The 24,780-nt window shown below is 72.4% G+C and carries 21 protein-coding genes; 16 read left to right on the top strand and 5 right to left on the bottom strand.

The genetic code is table 11. The features are described from left to right. Positions 1-8 precede the first annotated feature (8 nt). The 11 genes from ABZX22_RS17505 to ABZX22_RS17455 all read left to right on the top strand — a co-directional run bounded on the left by ABZX22_RS17505 (position 9) and on the right by ABZX22_RS17455 (position 13,369). On the top strand, positions 9-782 hold the full coding sequence (locus ABZX22_RS17505) for an enoyl-CoA hydratase-related protein (protein ID WP_354909827.1): 774 nt from the start codon (positions 9-11) through the stop codon (positions 780-782). 300 nt (positions 783-1,082) lie between these two features. Further along, positions 1,083-1,421, top strand: coding sequence for a hypothetical protein (locus ABZX22_RS17500; RefSeq protein ID WP_354909826.1), 339 nt, complete (start codon positions 1,083-1,085; stop codon positions 1,419-1,421). Next, positions 1,412-2,617, top strand: a complete 1,206-nt coding sequence (locus tag ABZX22_RS17495; RefSeq protein WP_354909823.1) for a DUF6395 domain-containing protein — start codon at positions 1,412-1,414, stop codon at positions 2,615-2,617. Before ABZX22_RS17500 ends, ABZX22_RS17495 begins: the two co-directional genes overlap by 10 nt. A gap of 82 nt (positions 2,618-2,699) precedes the next feature. Further along, positions 2,700-3,542: a M55 family metallopeptidase gene (locus ABZX22_RS17490; RefSeq protein WP_354909821.1), complete on the top strand. Its 843-nt coding sequence runs from the start codon at positions 2,700-2,702 to the stop codon at positions 3,540-3,542. Continuing rightward, positions 3,535-5,088 (top strand): flavin monoamine oxidase family protein, encoded by a 1,554-nt coding sequence (locus ABZX22_RS17485; RefSeq protein WP_354909818.1) that lies wholly within the window; start codon positions 3,535-3,537, stop codon positions 5,086-5,088. Before ABZX22_RS17490 ends, ABZX22_RS17485 begins: the two co-directional genes overlap by 8 nt. 17 nt (positions 5,089-5,105) lie before the next feature. Continuing rightward, positions 5,106-5,621, top strand: coding sequence for a YbaK/EbsC family protein (locus ABZX22_RS17480; RefSeq protein WP_354909815.1), 516 nt, complete (start codon positions 5,106-5,108; stop codon positions 5,619-5,621). 122 nt (positions 5,622-5,743) lie between these two features. Continuing rightward, complete coding sequence (locus ABZX22_RS17475; RefSeq protein ID WP_354909813.1) at positions 5,744-8,200, top strand: protein kinase; 2,457 nt, start codon at positions 5,744-5,746, stop codon at positions 8,198-8,200. Positions 8,201-8,204: 4 nt separating this feature from the next. Continuing rightward, positions 8,205-10,040: a serine/threonine-protein kinase gene (locus ABZX22_RS17470; protein ID WP_354909810.1), complete on the top strand. Its 1,836-nt coding sequence runs from the start codon at positions 8,205-8,207 to the stop codon at positions 10,038-10,040. Positions 10,041-10,077: 37 nt separating this feature from the next. Continuing rightward, complete coding sequence (locus ABZX22_RS17465) at positions 10,078-11,421, top strand: serine/threonine-protein kinase (RefSeq protein WP_354909808.1); 1,344 nt, start codon at positions 10,078-10,080, stop codon at positions 11,419-11,421. A gap of 195 nt (positions 11,422-11,616) precedes the next feature. Beyond that, positions 11,617-12,396, top strand: coding sequence for an electron transfer flavoprotein subunit beta/FixA family protein (locus ABZX22_RS17460; RefSeq protein WP_354909806.1), 780 nt, complete (start codon positions 11,617-11,619; stop codon positions 12,394-12,396). Between the two features lie 19 nt (positions 12,397-12,415). Beyond that, on the top strand, positions 12,416-13,369 hold the full coding sequence (locus tag ABZX22_RS17455) for an electron transfer flavoprotein subunit alpha/FixB family protein (RefSeq protein ID WP_354909803.1): 954 nt from the start codon (positions 12,416-12,418) through the stop codon (positions 13,367-13,369). 51 nt (positions 13,370-13,420) lie between these two features. On the opposite strand, the gene ABZX22_RS17450 is transcribed toward ABZX22_RS17455, so the two are convergent. The 3 genes from ABZX22_RS17450 to ABZX22_RS17440 form a co-directional block, all read right to left on the bottom strand. Beyond that, positions 13,421-13,912, bottom strand: a complete 492-nt coding sequence (locus ABZX22_RS17450; RefSeq protein ID WP_354909800.1) for an HIT family protein — start codon at positions 13,910-13,912, stop codon at positions 13,421-13,423. A 175-nt stretch (positions 13,913-14,087) separates the two neighbouring features. Continuing rightward, complete coding sequence (locus ABZX22_RS17445; RefSeq protein ID WP_354909798.1) at positions 14,088-15,281, bottom strand: MFS transporter; 1,194 nt, start codon at positions 15,279-15,281, stop codon at positions 14,088-14,090. A gap of 106 nt (positions 15,282-15,387) precedes the next feature. Continuing rightward, positions 15,388-15,888: a TetR/AcrR family transcriptional regulator gene (locus ABZX22_RS17440; protein WP_354909797.1), complete on the bottom strand. Its 501-nt coding sequence runs from the start codon at positions 15,886-15,888 to the stop codon at positions 15,388-15,390. Positions 15,889-15,941: 53 nt separating this feature from the next. On the opposite strand from ABZX22_RS17440, the gene ABZX22_RS17435 reads away from it, so the two are divergent. The 3 genes from ABZX22_RS17435 to ABZX22_RS17425 all read left to right on the top strand — a co-directional run bounded on the left by ABZX22_RS17435 (position 15,942) and on the right by ABZX22_RS17425 (position 18,467). Beyond that, positions 15,942-17,099 carry a cysteine desulfurase family protein gene (locus ABZX22_RS17435; RefSeq protein ID WP_354909795.1) on the top strand — a complete coding sequence of 386 codons (1,158 nt, stop codon included), beginning with the start codon at positions 15,942-15,944 and terminating at the stop codon, positions 17,097-17,099. Positions 17,100-17,244: 145 nt separating this feature from the next. Continuing rightward, a complete protein-coding gene (locus ABZX22_RS17430; RefSeq protein WP_354909792.1) occupies positions 17,245-17,463 on the top strand; it encodes a hypothetical protein in 219 nt (72 codons plus the stop codon). 158 nt (positions 17,464-17,621) lie between these two features. Then, a complete protein-coding gene (locus ABZX22_RS17425; protein WP_354909789.1) occupies positions 17,622-18,467 on the top strand; it encodes an MBL fold metallo-hydrolase in 846 nt (281 codons plus the stop codon). A gap of 6 nt (positions 18,468-18,473) precedes the next feature. On the opposite strand, the gene ABZX22_RS17420 is transcribed toward ABZX22_RS17425, so the two are convergent. Beyond that, positions 18,474-18,887, bottom strand: a complete 414-nt coding sequence (locus ABZX22_RS17420; protein ID WP_354909787.1) for a DoxX family protein — start codon at positions 18,885-18,887, stop codon at positions 18,474-18,476. A 150-nt stretch (positions 18,888-19,037) separates the two neighbouring features. Continuing rightward, a complete protein-coding gene (locus tag ABZX22_RS17415) occupies positions 19,038-19,598 on the bottom strand; it encodes a TetR/AcrR family transcriptional regulator (RefSeq protein WP_354909784.1) in 561 nt (186 codons plus the stop codon). A 78-nt stretch (positions 19,599-19,676) separates the two neighbouring features. On the opposite strand from ABZX22_RS17415, the gene ABZX22_RS17410 reads away from it, so the two are divergent. Next, the gene (locus ABZX22_RS17410; protein ID WP_354909782.1) at positions 19,677-21,434 is read left to right on the top strand and encodes an ABC transporter ATP-binding protein; all 1,758 of its coding nucleotides are present in this window, start codon (positions 19,677-19,679) and stop codon (positions 21,432-21,434) included. A 63-nt stretch (positions 21,435-21,497) separates the two neighbouring features. Further along, entirely contained in the window at positions 21,498-24,719 is a 3,222-nt protein-coding gene (locus ABZX22_RS17405; RefSeq protein WP_354909780.1) for a S8 family serine peptidase, read from the top strand. The last annotated feature ends 61 nt before the right edge of the window (positions 24,720-24,780 follow it).

Here is a 24,780-nt window from a genome sequence, read left to right as displayed (position 1 = left end):
GTCGCCCCATGGGTGAGTTTGTACGCGTCGAGGTGTCCGGCCAGATCGCCACGATCAGGCTCGATCGTCCGAAGATGAACGCCCTCAACGGGCAGGTCCAGCGCGAGATCGCCGAGTGCGCCCGCGCCGTGGACTCAGACCAGGGCGTCCAGGCGGTGGTCCTGTACGGCGGGGAGCGGGTGTTCGCCGCCGGGGCCGACATCAAGGAGATGGCCGACATGTCCTACGCGGACATGGCGGCCCACTCCAAGACCCTCCAGGACTGCTTCACCGCCGTCACCCGCATCGGCAAGCCGGTCATCGCCGCGATCACCGGCTACGCGCTGGGCGGCGGGTGCGAGCTCGCCCTGTGCGCCGACTTCCGCGTGGCGGGCGAGGGCGCCAAGCTCGGCCAGCCCGAGATCCAACTCGGCATCATCCCCGGCGCGGGCGGCACCCAGCGCCTTCCCCGCCTGATCGGCCCGGCCCGCGCCAAGGACCTGATCTTCAGCGGACGCCACGTCGCCGCCGCCGAGGCCCTGTCCATCGGCCTGGTCGACAGGGTCGTCCCCGACGCCGAGGTCTACGAGGCCGCGCTGGCGTGGGCGGCCACGTTCGTCGGCGGGCCCGCGGTCGCCCTGCGGGCCGCCAAGCAGGCCGTGGACGCGGGGCTGGAGGTCGACCTGGACACCGGGCTCGAGGTGGAGCGGCTGCAGTTCTCCGGCCTGTTCGCCACGGAGGACGCGAAGACCGGCATGCGCGCCTTCGCCGAGAAGGCCAAGCCCACGTTCACCGGCCGCTGACCCTTCCATCCCGGGGGCTCGCCTTCGCGCCGAGCCCCCGGGCCCCGCGACGCCGGCGGCCTTCCCCGCGACCCCCGCGACCCCCGGGAGCGGCGTGCCGGGGGGTGGTCACTCCTTGATGACGGCGTCGCGCGGGCCGTCGTACACCGGGTTCCGGCGGTTCCCATGGCCCGATCTCCTTCGTCGGCAGGACTTGCGGACATCCATGCCTATGTGCCGAACAGGGCCAGCATTTCTGGTCAATCTCCAGAATCCCGACAGGCCCGGGTGGCAGAGGGTTTGCCGCTATCGTGGCGTTTCATGATGCGCGTCCTTGTCCCCGCGCGGCTGAGGAAGGCCGTGCGCTCGTGGTTCGACTCCCGCTACATCTCGGTCGCCGACCACCGCCAGGACATCAAGGACGCGTTGTGGGAGGTCCAGACCCTCCGCAGGGAGGTGACGAGCCTCCAGGAGGAGGTGCGGCGCCTCCGGGCGGCCCCCGGGCCCGCCCGGCCGCGCCCCGACCCCAAGGTCGCGGAGAAGGCGGACGAGGCGCACCGGCTGGCGCTCGAGACCGCGCAGGCGCTCGACAAGGTGCTCCAGAACGAGGTGCTCGTCTGGCAGGCGATCGACGAGCTGAAGGAGCGCTCGTGCGCGTGAGCTGGAGCGGGGGAGAGCTGACGTTCCGGCTCGACCCCGAGGACGAGATCACCGGCAGCGCCGCCGACGGCCACCCGGTGAAGCTGGCCACCAACTCGTGCGAGATCAGGGGCGTGCCGGGCGACGCGCACGACGACCTGTGGGCGGTGGCCGCGTGGACCGTCGTCGCGCCGTGGACGCGCAGGCGGATCACCTTCGACCGGCCGATATCGCCGGAGCTGGCGCGCGTGCTGCACGACGGGTGGGGCGTCGAGGCCGGGCCCGTCGGCGGGACGCCGCGCGCGGCGGGCAGGACGCTGGCCATCTCCTACAGCGGCGGCGCCGACTCGGTCGCCGCCGCGACGATCTTCCCCGACGCCCCGTTCGTGCACTTCAGGCGGGTGCCGCACCAGCGGGTGCCGAACCGCTGGCCGCACTACCGGTCGGACGTGCTGGCCAGGCTCGCCGCGCAGACGGGCCGCGAGGTCACCACGGTCGAGTCCGACCTGGAATTCACGCTGGCCGAGCCGCGGCCCGGCTACCCGGAGCACCACGCGGTCGCGGCGGGCGCGCTGCTGCTGGCCGACGAGATGGACCTGGGCGGGCTCGCGTTCGGTTACGAGCTCGGCTCGCGGTGGCTGGGCGGCGACCGCTACCTGCTGCGCTTCACCCCCGACAACCCCATGTGGGCGCCGCACGGCGCGTGGGGGCGGCTGTTCGCGGCGGCGGGGGTGCCCATCGTGCTGCCCGTGGGCGGCGTCAGCGAGGCGGTCACGATGCGCATCGCACTGGACTCGCCGCTGAAGGCGCAGGTCAGGTGGTGCCTGAGGGGCACCGGCGGGCCCTGCCGTACGTGCGGGAAGTGCCTGTACAAGGAGCTGATCCAGGCCGCGGTCGAGCGTCGCCCGATGGACACGCCGATCACCGCGAACCGTCCCGTGGCGCGCAAGTGGCAGGAGCCGCCGCCGTACGGCGGGCAGGAGATGATCGAGTACGGCTGCGCGCGCGTCCCCGGGATCGAGACGACGCCGTTCGCGAAGTCGGCCCACCACCTGCGGGCGACGGAGGAGTCGACGGCGTGGCTCGACCACTGCTACCGGCCGGCGGTCGAGGAGATCCCGCGGGCGTGGCGGGACCAGGTGGCGGACTTCATGGCGACGCGGGTCGGGTTCATGGACGCGGCGCAGGAGCGGCGGGTGGAGACGTGGGGCGCGTGACCCCCGGAGGAGCCGCACGGCTCTCTCATGAGAGGCACGCGGGCGGGTCCGGACCGGGCCGCGGGCGAGTGGAGGCGATGAGGTGAAGGTCTACCTGTCGGTCGACATGGAGGGCGTGACCGGGCTGACCGACCCGGAGGAGATGCACGCGGGCAAGCGCGGCTACGAACGCGGCTGCGAGCTCATGACCGCCGACGCCAACGCCGCCATCGAGGGCGCCTTCGCCGCGGGCGCCACCAGCGTGCTGGTCAACGACGCCCACGGCTCCACCAAGAACCTCCGGATCGACCTGCTCGACCCCCGCGCCACCCTCATCCGCGGCCCCGGCAAGTCGCAGCGCATGGCGCAGGGGCTCGACGCCTCGTTCGACGCCGCCATGTTCGTCGGCTACCACGCCCGCGCCGGGGTGCAGCACGGCGTGCTCAACCACACCTGGATGGGCAAGGAGATCCAGAACGTCTTCCTCAACGGCGAGCCGTGCGGCGAGACCCGGCTGGTCGCCGCCTGCGCGGGCTTCCACGGCGTGCCCGTCGTGCTGGTCGCGGGCGACGAGGCGGTCGGCGAGGAGGCCAGAGGGGTGCTCGGCGACGTCGAGACGGTCGCGGTGAAGAAGGGGATCGACAAGTTCTCCGCCGAGCTGCTGCCGCCGAGTCTGGCCCAGGCGCGCATCCGTGAGGGCGCGGCCCGGGCGCTTGACCGGTTGAGCGACTTCACGCCCTACGCGGCGGTCAGGCCGTACACGCTGGGTGTGGAGTGGAACTCCACGGCGATCGCGGCGGCCTGCGCGCTGGTTCCAGGGGTGAAGCAGGCGGGGCCGCGGGAGATCGAGTTCGTGACCGGCGACTTCACCGAGATCATGGCGTTGATGGGCCTGTTCGCGACGATCGGCGGGCAGGTGGCCTGCGGCAGCGGTCCGTATGGCTGACCGGGCGACGCTCACCAGGCGGAGCCTGCTGGTCGGGATCGGCGCGGCGGGCGGCGCGGGGGCGATGTACGCCGCCATGGGCGCGCTCGGGATGGCCCCCTCGGCGCAGGACAAGGCCTTCACCCCGCCCCGGCAGGGGGATTTCACGCTCAAGGGCAAGGGCGCCGGGTCCGTGGTCGTCCTCGGCGCGGGCGTCGCGGGCCTGACCGCCGCCTACGAGCTGGGCAAGGCGGGCTACGACTGCACCGTGCTGGAGGCGAGCGACCGGACGGGAGGCCGCAACCTCACCCTGCGCGGCGGCGACCAGCTCACCGAGCTGAACGGCCCCGCCCAGGACGTCCGCTTCGGCGAGGGCGTCTACTTCAACGCGGGGCCCGGCAGGATCGCGCCGTGGATGGTCACGATGGACTACTGCCGCGAGCTGGGCATCCCCGTCGAGACGTTCGTCAACACCAACGCCGCCGCCTACGTCCACACCAACGGCCGGACGGTCCGCAACAGGACCGCCCGCGCCGACATGTACGGCTACATCGCGGAACTCCTGGCCAAGGCCACCCACCAGGGCACGCTCGACCGCAGGCTCACCGAGGACGACCAGGAGCGCCTGCTGGAGTTCCTGCGCAGGTTCGGCGACCTGGGGCCCAAGCTGTCCTACGAGGGTTCGGAGCGCCGCGGCTTCACCCGGTACCCGGGCATGGACGGCGGGACGGCGATCGCCGGGCCCGTGTCCGTCCACGACGTCCTGGCGGCGGGGGTCGGCCGGGCGATCACCAACGACTTCGGCTACGACCAGGCGACGCCGATGTTCCAGCCGGTCGGCGGCATGGACGCGATCGTCGTCAAGCTGGTGGCGGCCGTCGGCCGCGACCGCATCAGGACCGGCGCGAGAGTCACCGCGATCACGAACCAGGACCACGGCGTCACGGTCACCTGGGACGGCGGCGAGCTCACCGCCGACTTCTGCGTGGCCACCCTCCCACCGCACGTGCTGGCGAAGATTTCCCACAACCTTGGGGCAAACGTTACGAGTGCCCTCAAGACCCCCGTTCCGGTCGCCGCCGGCAAGATCGGACTGGAGTACGGCAGGCGCTGGTGGGAGCTGGAGGACCGCATCTACGGCGGCGTCACCGAGACCGACCTCGACATCACCCACATCTGGTATCCGTCGCACGACTACCACGCCCAGCGCGGACTGCTCGTCGGCTACTACAACGCCGACGAGGCCGCGCACCTGTACGGCGCGCTGACCCCCGAGGACCGCAGGCGCCGCGCGCTCACCCAGGGCAAGAAGATCCACGGCGAGAAGTACCGGGCGGACCTGCTGTCGAGCGTCTCCATCGCCTGGGAGCGCCAGCCGCACCTGCAGGGCGGGTGGGTTCGCTGGCCATCCTTTGATTCGTCCTTCACTCTCCTGCAACGTCCGTCTGGAAGGGTTTACTTTGCGGGTGACTGGCTCACTCATCTGGTGGCCTGGCAGGCAGGCGCCATGGAGTCGGCCAGGAGCGCCGTGACCCAGCTCCATCAGCGGGCCGCCGCGTCCGCGTGAGGCGTAGGGTCCTGGTCATGACATTGCACTGGGTTTCCGCGCTCGATCGGCTCGATCTGCTCGCCGAACCGGTGGCGCTGGCCGTACGTCACATGGAGGAGGAGGTGCGCGTGGCCGAGATCGACCCTGACCTGGCCGACACGGCGGCCTTCTGCGACACCTTCGGTGTGGCGATGGACGCGTCGGCCAACTGCGTGGTGGTGGCCGCCAGGCGCGGCGGCGAGGTGCGCTACGCCGCCTGCATGGTGCTGGCCACGACGCGAGCCGACGTCAACGGTGTGGTGCGCAAACACCTCGACGCGCGCAAGGCCAGCTTCGCGCCGATGGACGACGCCGTCTCGCTGACCGGCATGGAGTACGGCGGCATCACCCCGCTCGGTCTGCCCGACGACTGGCCGATCCTGGTCGACGCCCGGGTGGCCGCGCATCCCGACGTGGTCATCGGCAGCGGGGTGCGGCACTCGAAGCTCGCCCTGCCGGGGGCGGCGCTGGCGGGGTTGAAGACCGCGGAGGTCCTGGATCTGGCGAATTGAGACTGAGGCGATACCGATGATTGGGAAACCCATGGGGGCGTGTCAGACGTTACACCTGCGTGGGAATGTGACCTCGAGGTTCATCTCTGGGGCGGGGTTTGAGCCGATATGGTGCTTCTGCCATGAACGATGACCGACTAGGCCCTTACCGGCTGCTCAGGCGGCTCGGCGAAGGCGGAATGGGCGTTGTCCACCTCGCTGTCGACCCGCAGGGGCGGCAGGTGGCGGTCAAGGTCCTGCGCGCGGAGGTCGCCGGCGACGACGTCGCCAGGCGGCGGCTCTCGCGCGAGGTCGACACGATGCGGCGGGTGCGCAGCAAGTACATCGCCGAGGTGCTCGACGCCGACGTGACAGGTCACCGGCCCTACATCGTGACCCGCTACGTGCCCGGACGTCCCCTCGACGAGGTCGTCAAGCAGGACGGGCCGCTGGAGCTGCCGGCGCTGGTCAGGGTCGCGCACGGGGTGGCCTCCGCGCTGGCCGCCGTCCACTCCGTCGGCGTGATCCACCGCGACCTCAAGCCGGGCAACGTGCTGATCCTCGACGGCGACCCCGTTCTCATCGACTTCGGCATCGCACAGGCGGTCGACGCGACCAGGCTGACGCAGACCGGCATGTTCATCGGCACGCCCGGTTACCTCGCGCCCGAGATCATCGAGGGCCAGGAGGCGGGCCCCGAGGTCGACATCCACGCGTGGGCCGGCACCGTGCTGTTCGGCGCCACCGGCCAGCCGCCCTTCGGCAAGGGCACGCTGGAGATGATCTTCTACAACATCACGGCGGGCAAGGCCGAGGTGTCGGCGGCGCCGCGCGAGCTGCAGCCGATGCTCAAGGCGGCCTTCCAGCGCAACCCCGCCAAGCGGCCCAAGGCCGCGGAGCTGGCGGAGCAGACCGCGCGGCTGCTGTCAGGGCTGTCGGGGCCGGCCAGGACGCCCGACGAGCTCTCCACCATGCCGGAGCCGGGCAGGCAGGGCTCCCGGCAGGTCACCGACCCGGCCGACGTGCCGACCCCCGCGATCCCGCCCGCGCGCCCGCCGCTCGGGACCTCTTCCGGGCCGCACGGCGCGCCCGCCCCCGGCAGCCAGGAGTTCGTCTCGCTGCTGGGCAACCAGGGCGGCGCGCCGCCCGCCGCCGGTCAGGGCCGGCAGGCCCCGCCGGGCGCGCAGGGCCCCGCCGCGGGCGGCCGGCAGCACGGCGGCGGCGACCACGCCCCGCAGGTCCACCCGCAGGGCGGCAGGCAGCAGGGCCCGCAGCCGACGCAGCCGCCCGGCCTGCCCGGACAGGGCCAGGTCCCGGGGCAGGGTGCGCAGGGCCAGGTCGCTCAGGGACAGGGTCAGGGGCCCGGTTCGCGCGGGCAGGGCCAGGTCCCTGGGCAGGGCGCTCAGGGGCAGGGCGCTCAGGGGCAGGGCGCTCAGGGGCAGGGGCCGCAGGGCGAGCCGACCACGACGGGCGGCGACCCGTGGCCGACGCGGCGCGTGAGCCCCGAGGAGCTGCGCCAGATGCGTGAGGAGGCCGCGGCGCACCCGTGGGACGCGCCGACCCGCGCGGCCACCGACCCGCCCGCCAGCCGTCCCTGGCCGGTGTCCGGCCGGCCCGACCATCACGCTTCGCCCCCCGGCCACGGAACGGCCCAGCCGCCCGCCGGCCAGGGTGGTGGCCACCCTGCGGGCGGCTTCCAGCAGGGAGCGGGGACGTTCCCGCCGGCCGGCGGCCAGGGCGCGCAGGGCGGCCGATCCGGCTACCAGGGCGTGCCCCCGCAGGCTCCGCCGTACCCGCACCGGGACGGCGACATCCCCACCCGCAGGGTCCGCACCGACTCGCCGGACTTCCCCTCCCCGTACGGCCAGCCGTACCAGGGGACGCCGCAGCAGGGCCAGCAGCAGGGCCAGCAGCAGGCCCACCAGGCGCCGCAGGATCCGGAGACGTGGCGCGAGCCGCGCATCCCCGGCTCGCGTCCAGGAGCGGCGTTGCAGCGCTCCAAGGCGTACGGCGTCGCCGGCGCCATGCTGCTGGTCATCATGATCGTGCTGGCGGTCCTGGCTCCCGTGGTGATGACCGCGGTGGTGCTGCCGTGCGTCGTGCTGCTGCGCGCGGCCGACCTGGCCCAGCCGCAGCTCAACGCCAGACGGCCGACCGGCGCCGCGGCGGCCGACGTGATCAGGGTGTTCGGCCGGCCCGCCGCGCTGCTGAAGTCGATCGGCATCACGATCGCGCTCGTGCCGTACGCGCTCATCCTCGGCCTGCCCGTGACGCTGCTGCTGACCGTGCTGACCTGGATGCCGTTGCCCAACGCGCTGGCCTGGGGCGCGGCGATCGCGCTGTGGACCGTGTGCGCGGGTCCCGGGGTCGAGTCTCCCGGACGGCAGATGCGCAGGACGCTCGCGTCCCTGGTTCCGTCGCGTACGGTGGCCATGGGGGTCGCGGGCGTGCTCGCGGTCGGAGCCGCGCTCTCGCTGGTCCTGGCGCTCGGCACGGTGCCGAACTCAGGCAGGCAGGCGGTGTGGTCGCCGGTCGGCGTGAGTCCGGTCACGGACAGGCTTCAGGACCTCAGGGGGAAGGCGGAGCAAGGAGGGGGATGAGTAGATGAGCACCGGCAACACCCAGGCGCCCGAGCGTCTCGGACCCTACCGGCTCGTCAGGAAGATCGGCGAGGGGGGCATGGGGGTTGTCCACCTCGGGATCGACGAGGAAGGGCGCGAGGTCGCCATCAAGGTGCTGCACCCCCACGTGGCCGCCGACCTCAAGGCTCGCGACAGGCTGACCCGCGAGGTCGAGACCATGCGCAGGGTGCGCAGCAGGAACGTGGCCGAGGTGCTCGACGCCGAGCTGGTCGGGGGCCAGCCGTACGTCGTGACCAGGTTCGCGCCGGGGCGCACCCTCGAGGAGACGGTGCTCACCGACGGGCCGCTGCCCGCCCAGGAGCTCATCAGGCTGGCCCAGGGGCTGTGCACGGCCCTGGTGGCCATCCACGCGGCCGACGTCATCCACCGCGACTTCAAGCCGTCCAACGTCATGCTGGTCGACGGCGAGCCGCTGGTCATCGACTTCGGCATCGCGCACCTGGTCAACGCGACCAGGCTCACGCAGACCGGGATGTTCGTCGGCACGCCCGGCTATCTCGCCCCCGAGATCATCCGCGACTCGGAGATCACCCAGGCCGCCGACGTGCACGCGCTGGCCTCCACGGTGTTCTTCGCGGCCGTGGGGGCGCCGCCGTTCGGCACCGGCACGTTCGAGGTCGTCTGCTTCAACATCATGGAAGGCAGGGCGCAGCTCGACAAGGCCCCGGCGTGGCTGCGCGGCTGGCTGTCCAGGGCGCTGTCGGTCGACCCGCAGACGCGGCCCAGCGCGCAGGACCTGCTGCGGATGGCGCGGCAGCTCGACCCGACGGTGACCAGCTTCCACGAGACGCCGCCGAACGGCACGCGGACGCTGGAGCAGCCGCCCAGGACCAGAACGTTCGAACGCGACGACAGCTACTCCGACCTGCTGCCGCCGGTGGAGTACGCCCAGCCGCCCAGGCCCGAGCCGAAGCCCCGCAAGGAGCCGAAGCCGCGCGACGAGCAGCGACGGCGCGAGCCGGCCACGCCGCCGCCGTACGTGCCCGCGAACGTGCCGCCGTACCGGCCGGCCGCGCCGTACCCCGACCAGCGCGTGGCCGGCTATCCACCACCGCCGGAGCAGGCGGCGGTCAGGCCGTACACGCCGCCGCCGCCGGCCGCCGCCCGCCCCTACACGCCGCCGCCCGCCGCGCGGCCGAGGTACCGCGTCGGGCACCCGCTCATCGCGGCGTTGCTGCTGACCCTGCTGATCGCGCTCGCGGTCATGATGCCGGTGATGGTGGGGGCGGCCGCCGTGGTGATCGCGCTGGTGCTGCGCGTGGGCGAGTACCTGTTCGGCGACCACGTGGCCCGCCGCCAGCTGCGCGGCAGCAGCGCGGCCGACCCGGCGCTGATCCTGCTCGGCACCCCGTGGGCGCTGATCAAGTCGGCGTTGATGTCGCTGGTGCAGGTGCCGCTGTCGATCCTGTGGGGCGTGTGCGTGTGGGGCGTGCTGAACTACGGGCTGAAGGTCGAGAGCGACCAGGCGGTGGCCTACGCCGCGGGCGCCTTCGCCGCCGGCCTGTTCGTGCTGCCGGGCGGGGGAGCGCCGCGCAAGGCGGTCACCCGCACGCTGACCGGCGTCATCCGCAGCCCGGGGGCCGGGCTGGTGGTGGCCATCGCGGTCGGCACCGCGGCCCTGCTCGCGATGATGTTCGCGATGGGCCAGGAGCCCACCTGGTATCCGTGGGAGCAGCCCTCCGACGTGGTCAGGGAACTGACCCGCAGCGCCCAGGAGAGCGTGACGGGGCTCATCACGGGGCTCATCGACTCGCTCATGACCAGCCTGGGGCTCGGCTTCCTGTCACCCTGGTCATAACGTGGTCTCCCGCCTCCGCGCGGGGCACTATGGAGTCATGAGCGAGCCGGACGGTGAGCACCTTGGCCCCTACCGACTGCTGTCCACTCTGGGCTCCGGCGGCTTCGGGGAGGTGCATCTCGCGCTCGACCCCGAGGGGCGCACGGTCGCCGTCAAGCTCCTGCACCCGCATGTCGCCGCCGACGCCTCGGCGCTGACCAGGCTGGAGCGCGAGGTCGAGACCATGCGGCTGGTCGAGGGGCCGTGCGTGGCCGAGGTGCTCGACGCCTCGCTCGGCGGCGACCGGCCGTACCTGGTGACGCGGTACGTGCAGGGGCGGCCGCTCAGCGTCGTCCCGGTGCCCGTGGCCGACCTGCGGCGCCTGGCGAAGGGGCTGGCGCAGGCCCTGCTGGCCATGCACGAGGCGGGCGTGGTGCACCGCGATCTCAAACCGGCCAACGTGATGATGGCCGACGGCGATCCCGTCGTGATCGACTTCGGCATCGCCTCGGCGCTCGACTCCCTGTCGGTCACCGCCTCGGGCGCGGTCATCGGTACGCCCGGCTACCTGGCGCCCGAGGTGCTGGAGGGGCAGGAGGCGGGCGCGCCCGCCGACGTGTTCTCCTTCGCCGCCACGCTGGCCTACGCGGCCACGGGGCGCCAGCCGTACGGGACGGGGCCGCTGTCGGCCATCGCCTACCGGGTGGTCCACCACGAGCCGGACCTGGAGGGGGTGCCGGCCTGGCTGGAGCCGCTGCTGGGCGAGTGCCTGCAGCGCGACCCCGAGGCGCGGCCGACGGCCGCGCGGATCTGCGCGCTGCTGGGCGCGGACCTGCCCGCCCGGGGCCGGCACGGCGTCACCGGCGCCGGTACGGCACGCCGCCGTCCCGCGCTGAGCGAGAGCCAGGAGCCGGCGGCGCTGCTCGACGCGTCGGGCGGCGGCTTCTTCTCGCGGGGCAGGCGTCGGCCGGGGCCGGGGCCCGCCCGGCCGGTCGAGCCCGGCGTGCACGACCTGTCCACCCGCGAGTGGCGGCCGGGCGCCGACCGGCACCGCAGGCCGCCCGAGGAGGCCAGGGCCCTGCACAGGGAGAAGATCCGCAGGAGGTGGGTGATCGGGTCAGGGGTGTTCGCCGCGCTGCTCGCGGCGGCCGCGCGCACCCCGCTGCCCGAGGTCTCGCTGCTGTTGCTGGCCTCCTACGCGCTGGTCGTGGTCGCCGACGCGGGGGTGGCCCTGCTGTCGCGCGGGCTGTTCAAGACCAGGCGCATGGTGACGGACCTCACGTCCGTGGCCGGCGTGGCGGTTCTGTGGCTGGCGCTGAGCAGCTTCTTCAGCCCGGCGACGCTGGCTCTCTTCGCCGTGACCGCGCTGGTCGTGGGCGTGGTCTTCCTCCTCAACGCCTGATCGGTCCTTCGGACGGGGGCCACGGCGGGCCTCCGGAACAAAGTTCGGTAGGGTGGGACGAGCTGCGGGTTTGCGTCAAAGCTACCCGTGGGTAACATGACCACCCGAGGGGCCGTGCAGCTGGCGCCCCGGGCAGTCTGGCAGTCTGGACAGCACCCATCCGAGCATGCGATTACGGGAGGTCGGCCACCGGCCATGAACATCGTCGTCTGCGTGAAGCAGGTCCCCGACACGGCGACCGAGCGCAAGCTCCGGTCTGATGACAAGACGCTCGACCGTGACGCCGCCGACGGCGTCGTCAACGAGCTTGACGAGTACGCGGTCGAGGAGGCCCTGAAGCTCAAGGAGGCCCACGGCGGTGAGGTGACCGTTCTCACCATGGGTCCCGGCAAGGCCACCGAGACCATCCGCAAGGCCCTGGCCATGGGCGCGGACAAGGCGGTTCATCTCAGCGACGACGCCCTGCACGGCTCGGACGCGCTCTCGACCTCCTACGCGATGGCCCAGACGCTGAAGAAGATCGGCTTCGACCTGGTCGTCCTCGGCTCCGAGTCGACCGACGCCCGTACCGGCGTGCTCGCCGCCATGCTGGCCGAGCGCCTCGGTGTCGCCCAGCTCACGCTGGCCAACAAGGTGGACGTCGAGGGCTCCTCGATCTCCGTCCAGCGCCTGACCGACTACGGCTACGACAAGGTCGAGGCCACCCTGCCCGCCGTCGTCTCCGTGGTCGAGAAGATCAACGAGCCGCGCTACCCGTCCTTCAAGGGCATCATGGCGGCCAAGAAGAAGCCGGTCGCCGCGATGGGCGTGGCCGACGCCGAGATCGACCCGGCGCAGGTCGGGCTCGGTGCCGCCTGGTCCGAGGTCGTCGACTTCGCCGCCGCTCCTCCGCGCGCGGCCGGCACGATCGTCAAGGACGAGGGCGACGGTGGCGTGAAGGCCGCCGACTTCCTCGCGTCCAAGAAGTTCATCTGAGAACGGGGGTTTTGCTGATATGTCGGAGATTCTCGTTCTCGTCGAGCAGGTCGACGGCGAGGTCAAGAAGGTCACGCTGGAGCTGCTGACCCTGGCCCGCTCGCTCGGCGCCCCGTCGGCCGTCTGGGCCGGCCCCGGCTTCACCGCCGACGCCAAGGCCAGGCTGGCCGAGTACGGCGCGGAGAAGATCTACGTCGCGGGCTCCGCCGACGTGGTCGACTACGTCGTCGCGCCCAAGGCCGAGCTGCTCGCCCAGCTCGTCGGCGCGGCCTCGCCCGCCGCCGTCCTCGTCGCCGCCACAGCCGAGGGCAAGGAGGTCGCGGGCCGCCTGGCCGTCAAGACCGACTCGGGTGTCATCACCGACGCGGTCGGCGTCGGCGAGGGCCTCGTCGCCGACCAGTCCATCTTCGGTGGCGGCGTCAACGTCCAGTCGCGGGTCACCAAGGGCACGCCGATCATCGCGGTCCGCCCCAACTCCACCACGCCGTCCCCGGCCCCCGCTGCGGGCGCCGAGGAGGAGGTGTCCGTCACGCTCTCCGACGCCGCCAAGGCCTCGAAGATCGTCGACAGGGTCAAGCAGGAGAAGGGCGCCCGCCCCGAGCTGACCGAGGCGGCGATCGTCGTCTCCGGCGGCCGTGGCGTCGGCTCGGCCGAGAACTTCTCGGTCATCGAGAACCTCGCCGACGCCCTCGGCGCGGCCGTCGGCGCCTCCCGCGCCGCCACGGACGCCGGGTGGTACCCGCACCAGTTCCAGGTGGGCCAGACGGGCAAGACCGTCTCGCCGCAGCTGTACATCGCCGCCGGCATCTCCGGCGCGATCCAGCACCGGGCCGGCATGCAGACCGCGAAGACCATCATCGCGATCAACAAGGACCCGGAGGCGCCGATCTTCGAGCTGGCGGACTTCGGTGTCGTGGGCGACCTGCACCAGGTCGTCCCGCAGCTCGCCGACGAGATCGGCAAGCGCAAGTAGGTCCATGCCGAAGGCGGCGGCTCCCCTGGGGGGCCGCCGCCTTCGCGTTTCCTATCGCAGGGCCGCCCTGATGCGGTCGGCCAGCTCCCTCGCCTGCTCCTGGCTCCACGGAATGAGGCCGTTCTCGCTCATGAGGGCGTGAAACTGCTGCTCGTGGTACGGCGTGCCGGGCGGGAGCGGCGCCACGTGCCAGTGCAGGTGCGCGTTGCCCTGCTGGCTGCCCAGCGTGAGCAGGTAGGTCCGCTCCGACGGCACGACCGCCTCGACGGCCAGCGCCACCCGGCGCACCACGGCCATCAGGGCCAGGTAGGCGACCTCGTCCAGGTCGCGCACGGCGTGCTCGAGGTGCGCCTTGGGGGAGACGAGGGTGTAGCCCGGCATGGTCGGGTACCTGGCCAGGAAGGCCAGGTGCGCGTCGTCCTCGTAGAGGATCTCCTCCAGGGCGTGCGCGGGATCGCCGGCCACGATCGCGCAGATGAAGCAGGGGCCGTTTCTGGTGCGCTCGACGTAGGCGTCCAGGTCCATGCGCTCGGTGCGGTTCATGATCCATTTTTCCCCTGCCGGACGGCCCCGCGTCCAGCGGACGGCACCGCGCCTGGTTTCCGCGTGCGCGGGTTCTGCGGGCGGCGGTGGTGCGTGGCGGAGGGGGCATGGCGGGGAGCCCTGGGAGGTGGGGCGCACGCCGTTCGGGTGGACGGGCGGGCGCCCCGCCGGGAGGTCAGGCGGCGAGCTCGGCGGGCTCGCGTCGCTCGACCGGGGCGATCGTGATGACCTCGGGCTCGGCGCGGGGCAGGAGGCGGGCGGCCACCGTGATGAGCAGGCCGAGCGCCACGGCGATGCCCAGCGCGGTCCGCAGCGAGGTGAGGTCGCTGAGGAAGCCGATCGCCACGGGGCCGAGCAGCAGGCCCGCGTACCCCATGGCGCCGGCCTGGGCGATGGCGGGACCGGGGTTGTCGGTCGAGGTGCCGGCCAGCGAGAGCGTCATCGGGGAGATCGTCGCCACGCCGAGGCCCACGAAGAACATGGTGAGCACGGCGATCAGCGGCGTGGCGGCGGTCAGCACGATCGCGAACGTCGCGGCCGTGGCCAGGCCCGAGACGGTCATGATGCCCCGCACGCCGAAGCGGGTGCGCAGCCTGTCGCCGCCGAGCCTGGCGACCAGCATGCCGATCTCGAAGATCGGGTAGCCGAGGGCGGCGACCGCCTCGGTGGCGCCCAGCTCGTTACGCATGAACAGGCCGTTCCAGTCGGCGACCGTGCCCTCGACCATGAACGCGAAGAACATGATCGCGCCCAGCAGGTAGACGATCGGCGGCATCCGCCTGCGCGCCCTGGTGACAGTCCCGGTCACGGGGGCCTCGGGCAGGTAGGTGCGTCCGGTGATCATGATCAGCGGGAGCGAGACGAGGGCGACGAGGGCGAGGTTGGCGGTGAAGGACAGGCCCAGGGCGATCGACAGGCTGCCGACGCCGCCCGCGGAGATCGCGCCGACGCACCAGCCCGCGTGCATGCCGTTCATCAGCGGCCTGCCGTAGGCCTGCTCGACCGTGGAGCCCTGGGCGTTCATCGCGATGTCGACCGTGCCGAACGCCAGACCGAACACCGCGACCGCGACCAGCAGCGACGGCAGGTTGGGCGCGCAGGCGACGCCGAGGAGCGACAGTGCCGTGGCAGGGCCGCCGACCCGCAACACCGTCCTGCTGCCCACGCGGTTCATGATCCCGCGCATCGCCTGCATGGTGATGAGCGCGCCCAGACCCCACACGAGCAGGATCACGCCGATCGTCGCCTCGGACAGGCCGAGCTTGTCGGTCAGCGCCGGGATGCGCACCGTCATCGTGCCCACCATGAAGCCAGCAAGGACAAAAGTGAGGATCGACCCAAAACGGGCAGTCCTCAGGTCGCGGGTCATCGTCAACACCTCTCAGGGTCGTCACATCGCACGCCGGCGCGCACGCGGGCGTCGTGGGGAAAACGGGTTGGGGAATGGGGGGAATGGGTGGCGCGACGGGGGCGCGCTACAGCAGGGCGAGCAGGCGGGCCTCGAGGGCCCGTAGGTCGCTCTCGGAGTTGAGGGCGGGGTCGTGGCTCGCCACGTCCCACAGGCCCTCACACGCCAGCCGTACGATCTGGGAAGCCACGGGGTCGGGCTCGTCGGCCAGCCCCTCGCGGTGCCACCTGGCCATGGCGTCGCGCAGCGGCGCGAGCAGGTACAGGTTGCCGGAGGCGCTCGTCACGACCGCCCATCGTCGCAGCCGGCCCGTGCGGACGGCCGCCAGCGTGGCACCCAGGTACCGTTTGGTGTAGGTGTCGTACGGCTGCGCCGCCACCAGGTCGTCGAACTCCGCGATGAGCCGCTCGACCATGCCCTTGATGAGGGCTTCCTTGCTGTTGAAGTGGTAGAGAAGTCCGCCCTTGCTCACGCCGGCCCGCTCGGCGACGGCGGAAAGGGTGAGCGCGGCCGAGCCCTGGTCGCAGAGGAGCTCCTCTGCGGCATCCAGCAACTCGTCACGCCTCATGGTTCTACTGTACCGTCCGGACGGTACAGTTGCAAACGAGATACCCTGAGCGGGTGAGCCCGGCCTACCTAGATCACGCGGCGACCACTCCGATGCTCCCCGAGGCCATCGAGGCGATGACCCGGCAGCTCGGCCGCGTGGGAAACGCTTCGTCGCTCCACGCGGCAGGACGGCAGGCCCGCCGGGTGGTCGAGGAGTCCCGCGAGGCGATCGCCGACGCCCTCGGCGCGCGTCCCAGCGAAGTCGTCTTCACCTCCGGCGGCACCGAGGCCGACAACCTCGCCGTCAAGGGCCTCTACTGGGCCCGCGAGCCGCGCCGGCGCATCCTGATGAGCTCGGTCGAGCACCACGCCGCGCTCGACCCGGCGACCTGGCTGGCCGACCGGCAGGGCGCCGAGGTCGAGTTGCTCGAGGTCGACGCCGACGGCAGGGTGCACCCCGACACGCTGCGCGCCGCCATCGAACGCGACCCCGCCGGCGTCGCCCTGGTCAGCGTGATGTGGGCCAACAACGAGGTCGGCACCGTCCAGCCGATCCACGTGCTGGCCGCGATCGCCCACGACCACGGCATCCCCTTCCACACCGACGCCGTCCAGGCGGTCGGCATGCTGCCCGTCTCCTTCGCCGACTCCGGCGCCGAGGCGCTCACGCTGAGCGGCCACAAGGTCGGCGGGCCGATGGGCGTCGGCGCCCTGCTGCTGGCCCGCGGCATCACGCCCGTCTCCGTCCTCCACGGCGGCGGCCAGGAACGCGACGTCCGCTCCGGCACCCTCGACGCCCCCGCCATCGCCGGGTTCGCCGCCGCCGTCACGGTGGCCGTCGGCAACCAGCAGGAGCAGGCGCGCCGCCTCGCCGCCCTCCGCGACGACCTCATCAAGCGGGTACGGCAGGCCGTCCCCGACGTGATCCTCAACGGCGACCCGGACGACCGGCTGCCGGGCAACGCTCACTTCTCCTTCCCCGGCTGCGAGGGCGACGCGCTGCTGATGCTCCTCGACGCCAAGGGCGTGGAATGCTCGACCGGATCGGCGTGCTCGGCCGGCGTGGCCCAGCCGTCCCACGTGCTGCTGGCGATGGGCGCGGACGCCGCGACCGCCCGGGGGTCGCTGCGGTTCACGCTCGGGCACACCTCGACGCAGGAGGACGTCGACCGGCTCGTCGACGTGCTTCCCGCGGCGGTGGAGCGGGCCCGCCGGGCCGGCCTCAGCTGACGGGGGGCGCGGGCCTGGGGCCCGGCGCAGGTCCGGCGTGGACACCAGGCGCGACGACCGGGCCCACGCCGGTTGGAACGGCGCCGAAAGGGCAGGTGAGAAGGTAAGCGAGCGGTGAAATGGCCACCTCATGAAGGAGGCCGTCGTGGAGCTTTCACAGCGCGAACGCCGGATCCTGATCGAGATCGAACTCGGCCTGCAGCGGGACCGGAGATACGCCCATCTCTTCGATGTGCTCGACGCCTCGCCGAGGCTGGGGCCGCAACGTTTCGCCTGCCAGGTCAGCACCACCGAGCTGGCGGTCGTCGTCGTGGTGGCGCTCGCGCTCGCGGTACTGCCGATGCTGGCCGTCCTCGCCCTGTGACCCGCGCCGAGGCGGACCCGGCCGGCGGCCCCGGGTCACCGCGGGTACGGCGCGTAGATCATCTGTGGCTGGGTCGCTGACCTGGGCTGACGTCCGAAGGCAGGCGTTGGGAGGCGCCGGCCGGTGGGTAGGGCGGTCGATACGCAACGTCAGGAGACATGATGTCGGACCGCGATCAGGCCGATGTGCGCTTCATCGGCAACGCCACCACACTCATCCGCTACGGCGGCTTCACCGTGCTGACCGACCCCAACTTCCTGCATCGCGGCCAGCACGCCTATCTCGGTTACGGTCTCACGAGCAGGCGGCGCACCGAACCGGCGCTGGATGTCGACGAGCTGCCGCCGCTGGACGCGATCGTCCTGTCCCACATGCACGGCGACCACTGGGACCGGGTGGCGCGCAGGGGCCTGGACAGGAGCACGCCCGTCATCACCACCCGCCAGGCCGCGCGCCGCCTGCGACGGCAGGGGTTCGGCGCGGCTGTGGGCCTCGACCTGTGGCGCGAGCACCGGCTGACGGCCGGCGACCGTACGCTCACGATCACGGCCCTGCCCGCCAAGCACGCGCCGGGCGTCGCGAACCTGCTGCTGCCTCCGGTCATGGGCAGCATGCTCGAGTTCGGCGACTCCTCGGGGCGGACGGACCTGCGCCTGCACATCAGCGGCGACACGCTGATGGACCACCGGGTCCTGTCGGGCATCCCGATCCGGTTCCCGGCCATCGACCTGGCGATCGTGCATCTGGGCGGCACCAGGCTGCTCGGAACGCTCCTGGTGACCATGGACGGCGAGCAGGGCAGCCGCTGGGTCCGCCTGATCGACCCCCGGGAGGTGCTGCCGGTCCACTACGACGACTACACCGTCTTCACCTCGCCGCTGGACGACTTCCTGCGTCACATCGACAGGTCGGGGCTGTCCGAGCGGGTGCGCTGCCTCTCCCCGGGCCAGAGCCTCCCGCTGCCCCTGCGCCCGGCGAGCCGTGAGCGCAGGGGGCGCGCGTAAGCGAGGCTAGACCACGCTGGTCGGCGTCTGGTGGCGGGAGCGGCTCAGCAACGTGTCCAGCGCCCACACCCCCGGGCCGAGGACCGCGATCAGCAGGAACGACCAGCTGTAGACCGCGGCCAGCTCGCCCTGGTTCTGCAGCGGCCACAACGCCTTCGGCTGGTGGACGAGGAAGTACGCGTAGGCCATCTCGCCGGAGCAGATCAGCGCCGCGATCCGGGTGAACAGGCCGACGATGAGCAGGCTCCCGCCGACGAGCTCGATGATGCCGGCGTACCACGCCGGCCAGCTACCGGCCGGGACCACTTCGCCGCCGAGCACGCCGAAGAGCTTGGCCGCGCCGTGGCAGGCGAACATCAGCGCCACGACGATACGGAACAGCGACAGGACGTACGGTCCGGCCGCGTCGATGTTTTTCATAATGGCTCTCCTCTACAGCAGTGCTCTGCCCGCGTGGTGAGGAGCGCCCGGCAACTCAAGACATTTTTGGTACGGATTTCACCTACCTGCGAAGCTCCCCGCGGGAGTCGCCCGTGGCAGGGCCGAGGACCAGGTCGAGCCGGGCGTCGTTCAGGCCGCGACTGCCTTCCGCAGCGAGCGCAGGCACAGCCCCAGCGCCTCGTGCTTGGACGCGCCCGAGTCGCGGATGTGCTGCCACGCGCTGTAGAGCAGGGACCACACGACCTGCTGCATCCAGTCGGCGGGCAGCTCGGCGTCGATGGCGCCCTCGGCCTGCCCCCGCTCGATCAGCTCGATCAGCGCGCGGTCGGACGGGGTCTCCTCCTCCCACATGTCGCTGACCACGAGCTGGGGTTCGGTGAAGGCGAGCATGAGCCCGTCGCCGAGCTCGAAGTACTCCTGGCAGAGCCGGTCGAGCGCCTGGAGCGCCGGCCCCTCGGTGGGTCTGGCCCGCGCGGTGGCCGCCGCGATCCTCTCCAGCACGTCGTTGCCGATGGCCGTGATCAGGTCGGACCGTTCGGGGAAGTAGCGGTGGATCGTGGTGCGACCCACACCCGCGGCGGCGGCGACGTCGCTCAGCGACGCGCCGGGGTCCTTGGAGAGCGTGGCGACCGCCGCGTCGAGGATGGCGCGCCTGGTCCGTGCGCGCATGCCGGTCTCAACAGCAGTCATGTGTCCCACGGTAGCGCATCGTGCCCCATCGTGGAACAAGCTTGACCGTTATGGAACACATATGTTCCACTGGAGAGCATGCGTGTTCCCGTCTTTTCGCGGCTCCGTGTCCTGTGGTCGTTCGCCCGGCCCCACCGGGGCAAGCTGGCGATCGGCCTGCTGCTCGCGCTGATCGGCTCGGCGCTGGGCCTGGCGACCCCCATGGTGACCAAGTGGGTGCTCGACTCGCTCGGCGCCGCCACCTCGCTCACCGGACCGGTCGTGGCGCTCCTCGTGCTGCTGCTGATCGGCGCGTTGATCTGGTCGTGCCAGTGGATCGTGCTCGGCGCGCTCGGCGAACGCGTCGTGCTGGAGGCGCGCGAGTCGATGGTGCGCAGGCTCTTCAGGGCGAAGGTGCCCGAGGTGACCAGGCGGCCGACGGGCGAGTTCGTCACGCGCGTCACCTCCGACACCGTCCTGCTGCGCGAGGCCGCCTCCTCCAGCCTGATCGGGCTGATCAACGGCGTGGTCATGTTGGCCGGCACGCTCGTCCTCATGGGCGTGCTCGACCTCGTCCTGCTCGGCACCACGGTCGCCGCCGTGGTCGTGGTCGGCGTGCTGTTCGCCGTGCTCATGCCGGCCATCGCGAAGGCGCAGGAGCAGGCGCAGGAACACGTGGGCAGGCTCGGCGGCGTGCTGGAAAGCGCGCTGCGCGCCATCAGGACCGTCAAGGTCAGCAGGGCAGAGGACCGCCAGGCCGAGCGGATCATCGCCGACGCCCGCGCGTCCACCCGGCACAGCGTCAGGGCCGTGCGCAGGGAGGCCGTCGCGTGGACCCTCGCATGGTCGGGCATCCAGCTGGCGATCATCCTCATCCTCGGCATCGGCGCCTGGCGGGTCGCGGCCGGCCACCTGGAGGTCTCCAGCCTGATCGCGTTCCTGCTGTACGCGTTCGCGCTGATGGAGCCGGTCACCGAGCTGAGCCAGAACGTCACCGCGCTCCAGTCGGGCATCGCGGCGGCCGAGCGCATCCGCGCGGTCGACGACCTGGAGCTGGAGAGCGACGTGCCGGTGACACCGCAGGGACCGCCCGCCGCGCCCTCCGGGCCTGTCCTGGAGCTGCGCGGGGTCTCGGCCGCCTACGGGCCGGGCGCCGAGCCGGCCGTACGCGGCGTCGACCTGGTGATCCCGCGCACGGGCCACACGGCGATCGTCGGGCCGTCAGGCGCGGGCAAGACCACGCTGTTCTCGCTGCTGCTGCGCTTCCTGGAGCCGCAGGAGGGGCAGATCCTGCTGGACGGCGTGCCGTACACGGGGCTCACGCACGAGCAGGTGCGCGAGCGGCTCGCATACGTCGAACAGGACACGCCGATCGTGCCCGGCACGATCCGCGACAACCTGTTCTTCTCCCACCCCGACGCGACGGAGGAGGAGCTGGAGCGGGTCCTCGCCGAGGTACGGCTGGCCGGCATGGTCGACCGGCTCGGCGACGGGCTGGACACGCCGCTGTCCTCCACGTCGGTGTCGGGCGGCCAGCGGCAGCGGATCGCGCTGGCCAGGGCGCTGCTGCGCACGCCGGACGTGCTGCTCCTCGACGAGGCCACGGCGCAGCTCGACGGGCTGACCGAGGCGGCCGTCCACGAGTGCATCGCGGCCCGCGCCCGGACGGGCGCCGTGGTCACCGTCGCGCACCGGCTCTCCACGGTGATCGACGCGGACACGATCGTGGTGATGGAGGACGGCGGCGTTCGCGCCCAGGGCACCCACGAGGAGCTGCTGGAGTCCGACGAGCTGTACCGCAGGCTGGTCGAGGCGCTGCGCATCGCCGCGGAGGAGGTTCCCGCCAAAGCGGCGTGAACCGGTCGGCGGCCTTCGGCGAACAAGGGGTGGATCTTTTCCTTGTGACCCGTGAGGTGGCTGATGACCTTAGGTAAGTCGTTCGTCGCCGCTCTGCTCGCCGGAGCGGTCGGCTTCACACCGGCACCGCGACAACCGTCGGACGCGGTGGGCTTCACGCCGGCACCGCGGCAACCGTCGGACACCGAGAAGGCAGTCGGCGGCACCGCCCAGAGGGGCAGCGTGACCCTGATCACCGGCGACCGCGTGGTGGTGACCGGCCATGGCCACCGCGTGGAGCCGGGTGCGGGCAGGGAGGTGAGCTTCACCAGTCAGGTGCGCGGGGGCCATCTGTACGTGATCCCCTCCGACGCTCATCCACTCATCGCCGAGGGCGTGCTGGACCGGCGGCTGTTCGACGTCACCCAGCTGCTGGCCTGGCGGTACGGCGACGCCGACACCCCGGACATCCCGGTGATCTCGCAGACGACGGGTGGCCAGGCCGCCCTGGTGCCGCAGGGGGCGCGGCAGACGCGGCAGCTGTCCGGCCTCGGGATGAGCGCCTCGCGGGTGCCCAAGGCGGGCGCGGCGCAGGCGTGGAAGGGCCTGGTGGGCGGGGGCGCCCGGCTGGCGGCAGGGAACTCGAAGTTGTGGCTGGACGGCCGCCGCTCCTTCTCGCTGGACCAGAGCGTCAAGCAGATCGGCGCTCCGCAGGCCTGGCAGCAGGGTCTGACCGGCAAGGACGTCACGGTCGCCGTGCTCGACTCCGGCTACGACCCCGACCACCCGGACCTGAAGGACGCGGTGGCGCAGGCGCGCAACTTCAGCGAGGACCCCGACGTCCGCGACACGCTCGGCCACGGCACCCATGTCGCCTCGATCGTGGCGGGCAGGGGCGAGAGGTACCGCGGGGTGGCGCCGGAGGCCAAGCTGGCCATCGGCAAGGTGGGTACCGCCGCCGGACCGGTCGACTCGGCCATCCTGGCGGGCATGGAGTGGGCCGCGATGGAGGTCAAGGCCAAGGTCGTCAACATGAGCCTCGGCGACGTCGACTCCATGGAGCTCGACCCGCTGGAGCAGGCGGTCGACACGCTGTCGGAGCGTACCGGCACGCTGTTCGTCGTGGCGGCGGGCAACGACGCTCCGCACGGCGTGGTGAGCAGCCCGGGCAGCGCCGACGCGGCGCTCACGGTGGGCGCCGTGGACAGGCAGAACCGGATGGCGGACTTCTCCAGCCCCGGGCCACGGGTGAGCGACCACGCGATCAAGCCGGACGTCACCGCGCCCGGCGTGGAGATCGTGGCGGCGGCCGCCTCCGGCACCGCCGACGGCCCCTACGTGGCCTACAGCGGCACGTCGATGGCGTCCCCGCACGTGGCGGGGGCGGCGGCGATCCTGGCCCAGCGGCATCCCGAATGGACCGGCGCGCAGCTGAAGGCGGCGCTCGTCGGCAGCGCCGCCCCGCAGCAGGGGGCCGGGCCGTACCAGCAGGGGGCCGGGCTGGTCGACCTGGTCCGCGCGCTGAAGCAGCCGGTCGCGGCGACCACCGGCAGCGTGTGGGCGGCCTTCCCGTGGAACGGCACCGGCGAGCGGGTGACGACCAGGACGATCACCTACGCCAACGCGGGCGACACGCCAGTCACCCTGGACCTGGCGGCCGAGGGCGAGGTGCTGAAGCTGGCGGCCGACCGGCTCGAGGTGCCCGCCAAGGGCCAGGCGTCGGTCACGCTGACGATCGACGCGACCGGCAAGGCGCCGGGCGACTATCCAGGCACGGTCACCGCCCGCTCCGGCGAGACGGTGGTCCGCACGCCGGCCGGCGGCTACGTCGAGCCGGAGTCCTACGACGTCACCATCACGCTGGTCGACAGGCAGGGCCAGCCGGCCAGGCCATGGATCGCCGAGCTCTACGACGCCGACACCGGCGACGTCCGCGTGCCGGCCGTCAAGGACGGCGTGGCCAAGCTCCGCCTGCCGGAGGGCGACTGGAACCTCTACAGCGAGGTGCCCGAGCGCGACGCGTTGACGATCTCCGACACCCCGGTGAAGGTCGACAACGGCGACCAGCAGGTGACGGTGGACGCGCGCCAGGGCAGGCCGATGCGGGTCACGATCGATGACCCCACCGTCGCCACCGGGCCCGCGCTCGAGATCAACATCGGCCATGGACCGTGGACCACGCAGTCCAGCGTCCACGGCTGGGACCCCAACACCGAGGTGTACGTCGTTCCCACCCGCCAGCCGGGGCTGACCGCCATGTTCAGGACGGTGTGGCGCAGCAAGGACGTGTCCCCCAGCCCGTACGTCTACGACCTCGTCGACCAGCGGACCGGCGGCTTCCCCGACGACCTGTCCTACCACGCCAGGAAGAACGACCTGGCCAAGGTGACGGCGACCTACCGGGCCTCCGGCGTGGCCGCGAAGGGCTGGCCCGCGACCGGGCCGCGGTTCCGCGGCCGGCCGGGCATGGTGACCTCGGTGACAGGCGCGATCGACCTGCCCGGCACGATCACCCACTACCGGACCCCCGGGCTGGTGTGGGACGGCACGCTCGACGTCGGCACCGCCGTCGTCGCCGACGCGGGCAGGCTCATGGGCCGTGGCCAGACCAGCGAGGTCTGGAACGCGGCGGTCACCGGACCGTCGTTCCCCGCGCCCAGCGGCAGCCGAACCGGCGACCAGCTGACCTTCTCCGGCGCCGGGCTGTTCGCCGACGGCGGCGCGGGCCGGACCGGCTCCGACAGCGCCGCCACCGGCAGCGCCACCCTCACCAAGGACGGCCAGGTCATCGCCAGGACCGACCTGACCGGCTGCGTGTACTACCTGTCCGAGTCGTGCCGGCTCCACGCCGATCTGCCGGCCGGGCAGGCCACCTACACGCTGACCGCCTCGGCGCGCCGGCAGGTGCCGTACTCGACCCTCTCGACCGGCGTGGACGCCACCTGGACGTTCCCGTCCTCGACCGCCACCACGGAGCAGCCGCTCCCGCTGATGGCCGTGCGCTACACCCCCGCCGGGCTCGACGACCACAACCGCGCCAGGCCCGGGTCCCTGACCCGGCTGCCGCTGTCCGTCGAACGCAACCCCGGCGCGGCGAAGGCGGCGGTGACGTCCGTCCGGCTGGAGATGTCCACCGACGACGGCACCACCTGGCGCCGCATCCCCGTGGTCCGCACCGGATCAGGCTGGACCGCCGCCGTGCCCAACCCCGGCACGGCGGGGTTCGTCTCCCTCCGGGCGAGCGCGCATGACAGCGCGGGCGCGAGCGTGACCCAGACGATCACCCGCGCGTACGCCGTGGGCTGACCCCTCACGCTCTGGTACGGCCGGCCGCAGCCGTACCAGAGCACCGAGGTGGCGGCCCCGC

The organism is Nonomuraea sp. NPDC003804 (assembly GCF_040610675.1).
Classification (GTDB): domain Bacteria; phylum Actinomycetota; class Actinomycetes; order Streptosporangiales; family Streptosporangiaceae; genus Nonomuraea.
Note: the sequence above shows the minus strand (reverse complement) of the source record. Positions and strands in the feature narration are given on the sequence as shown.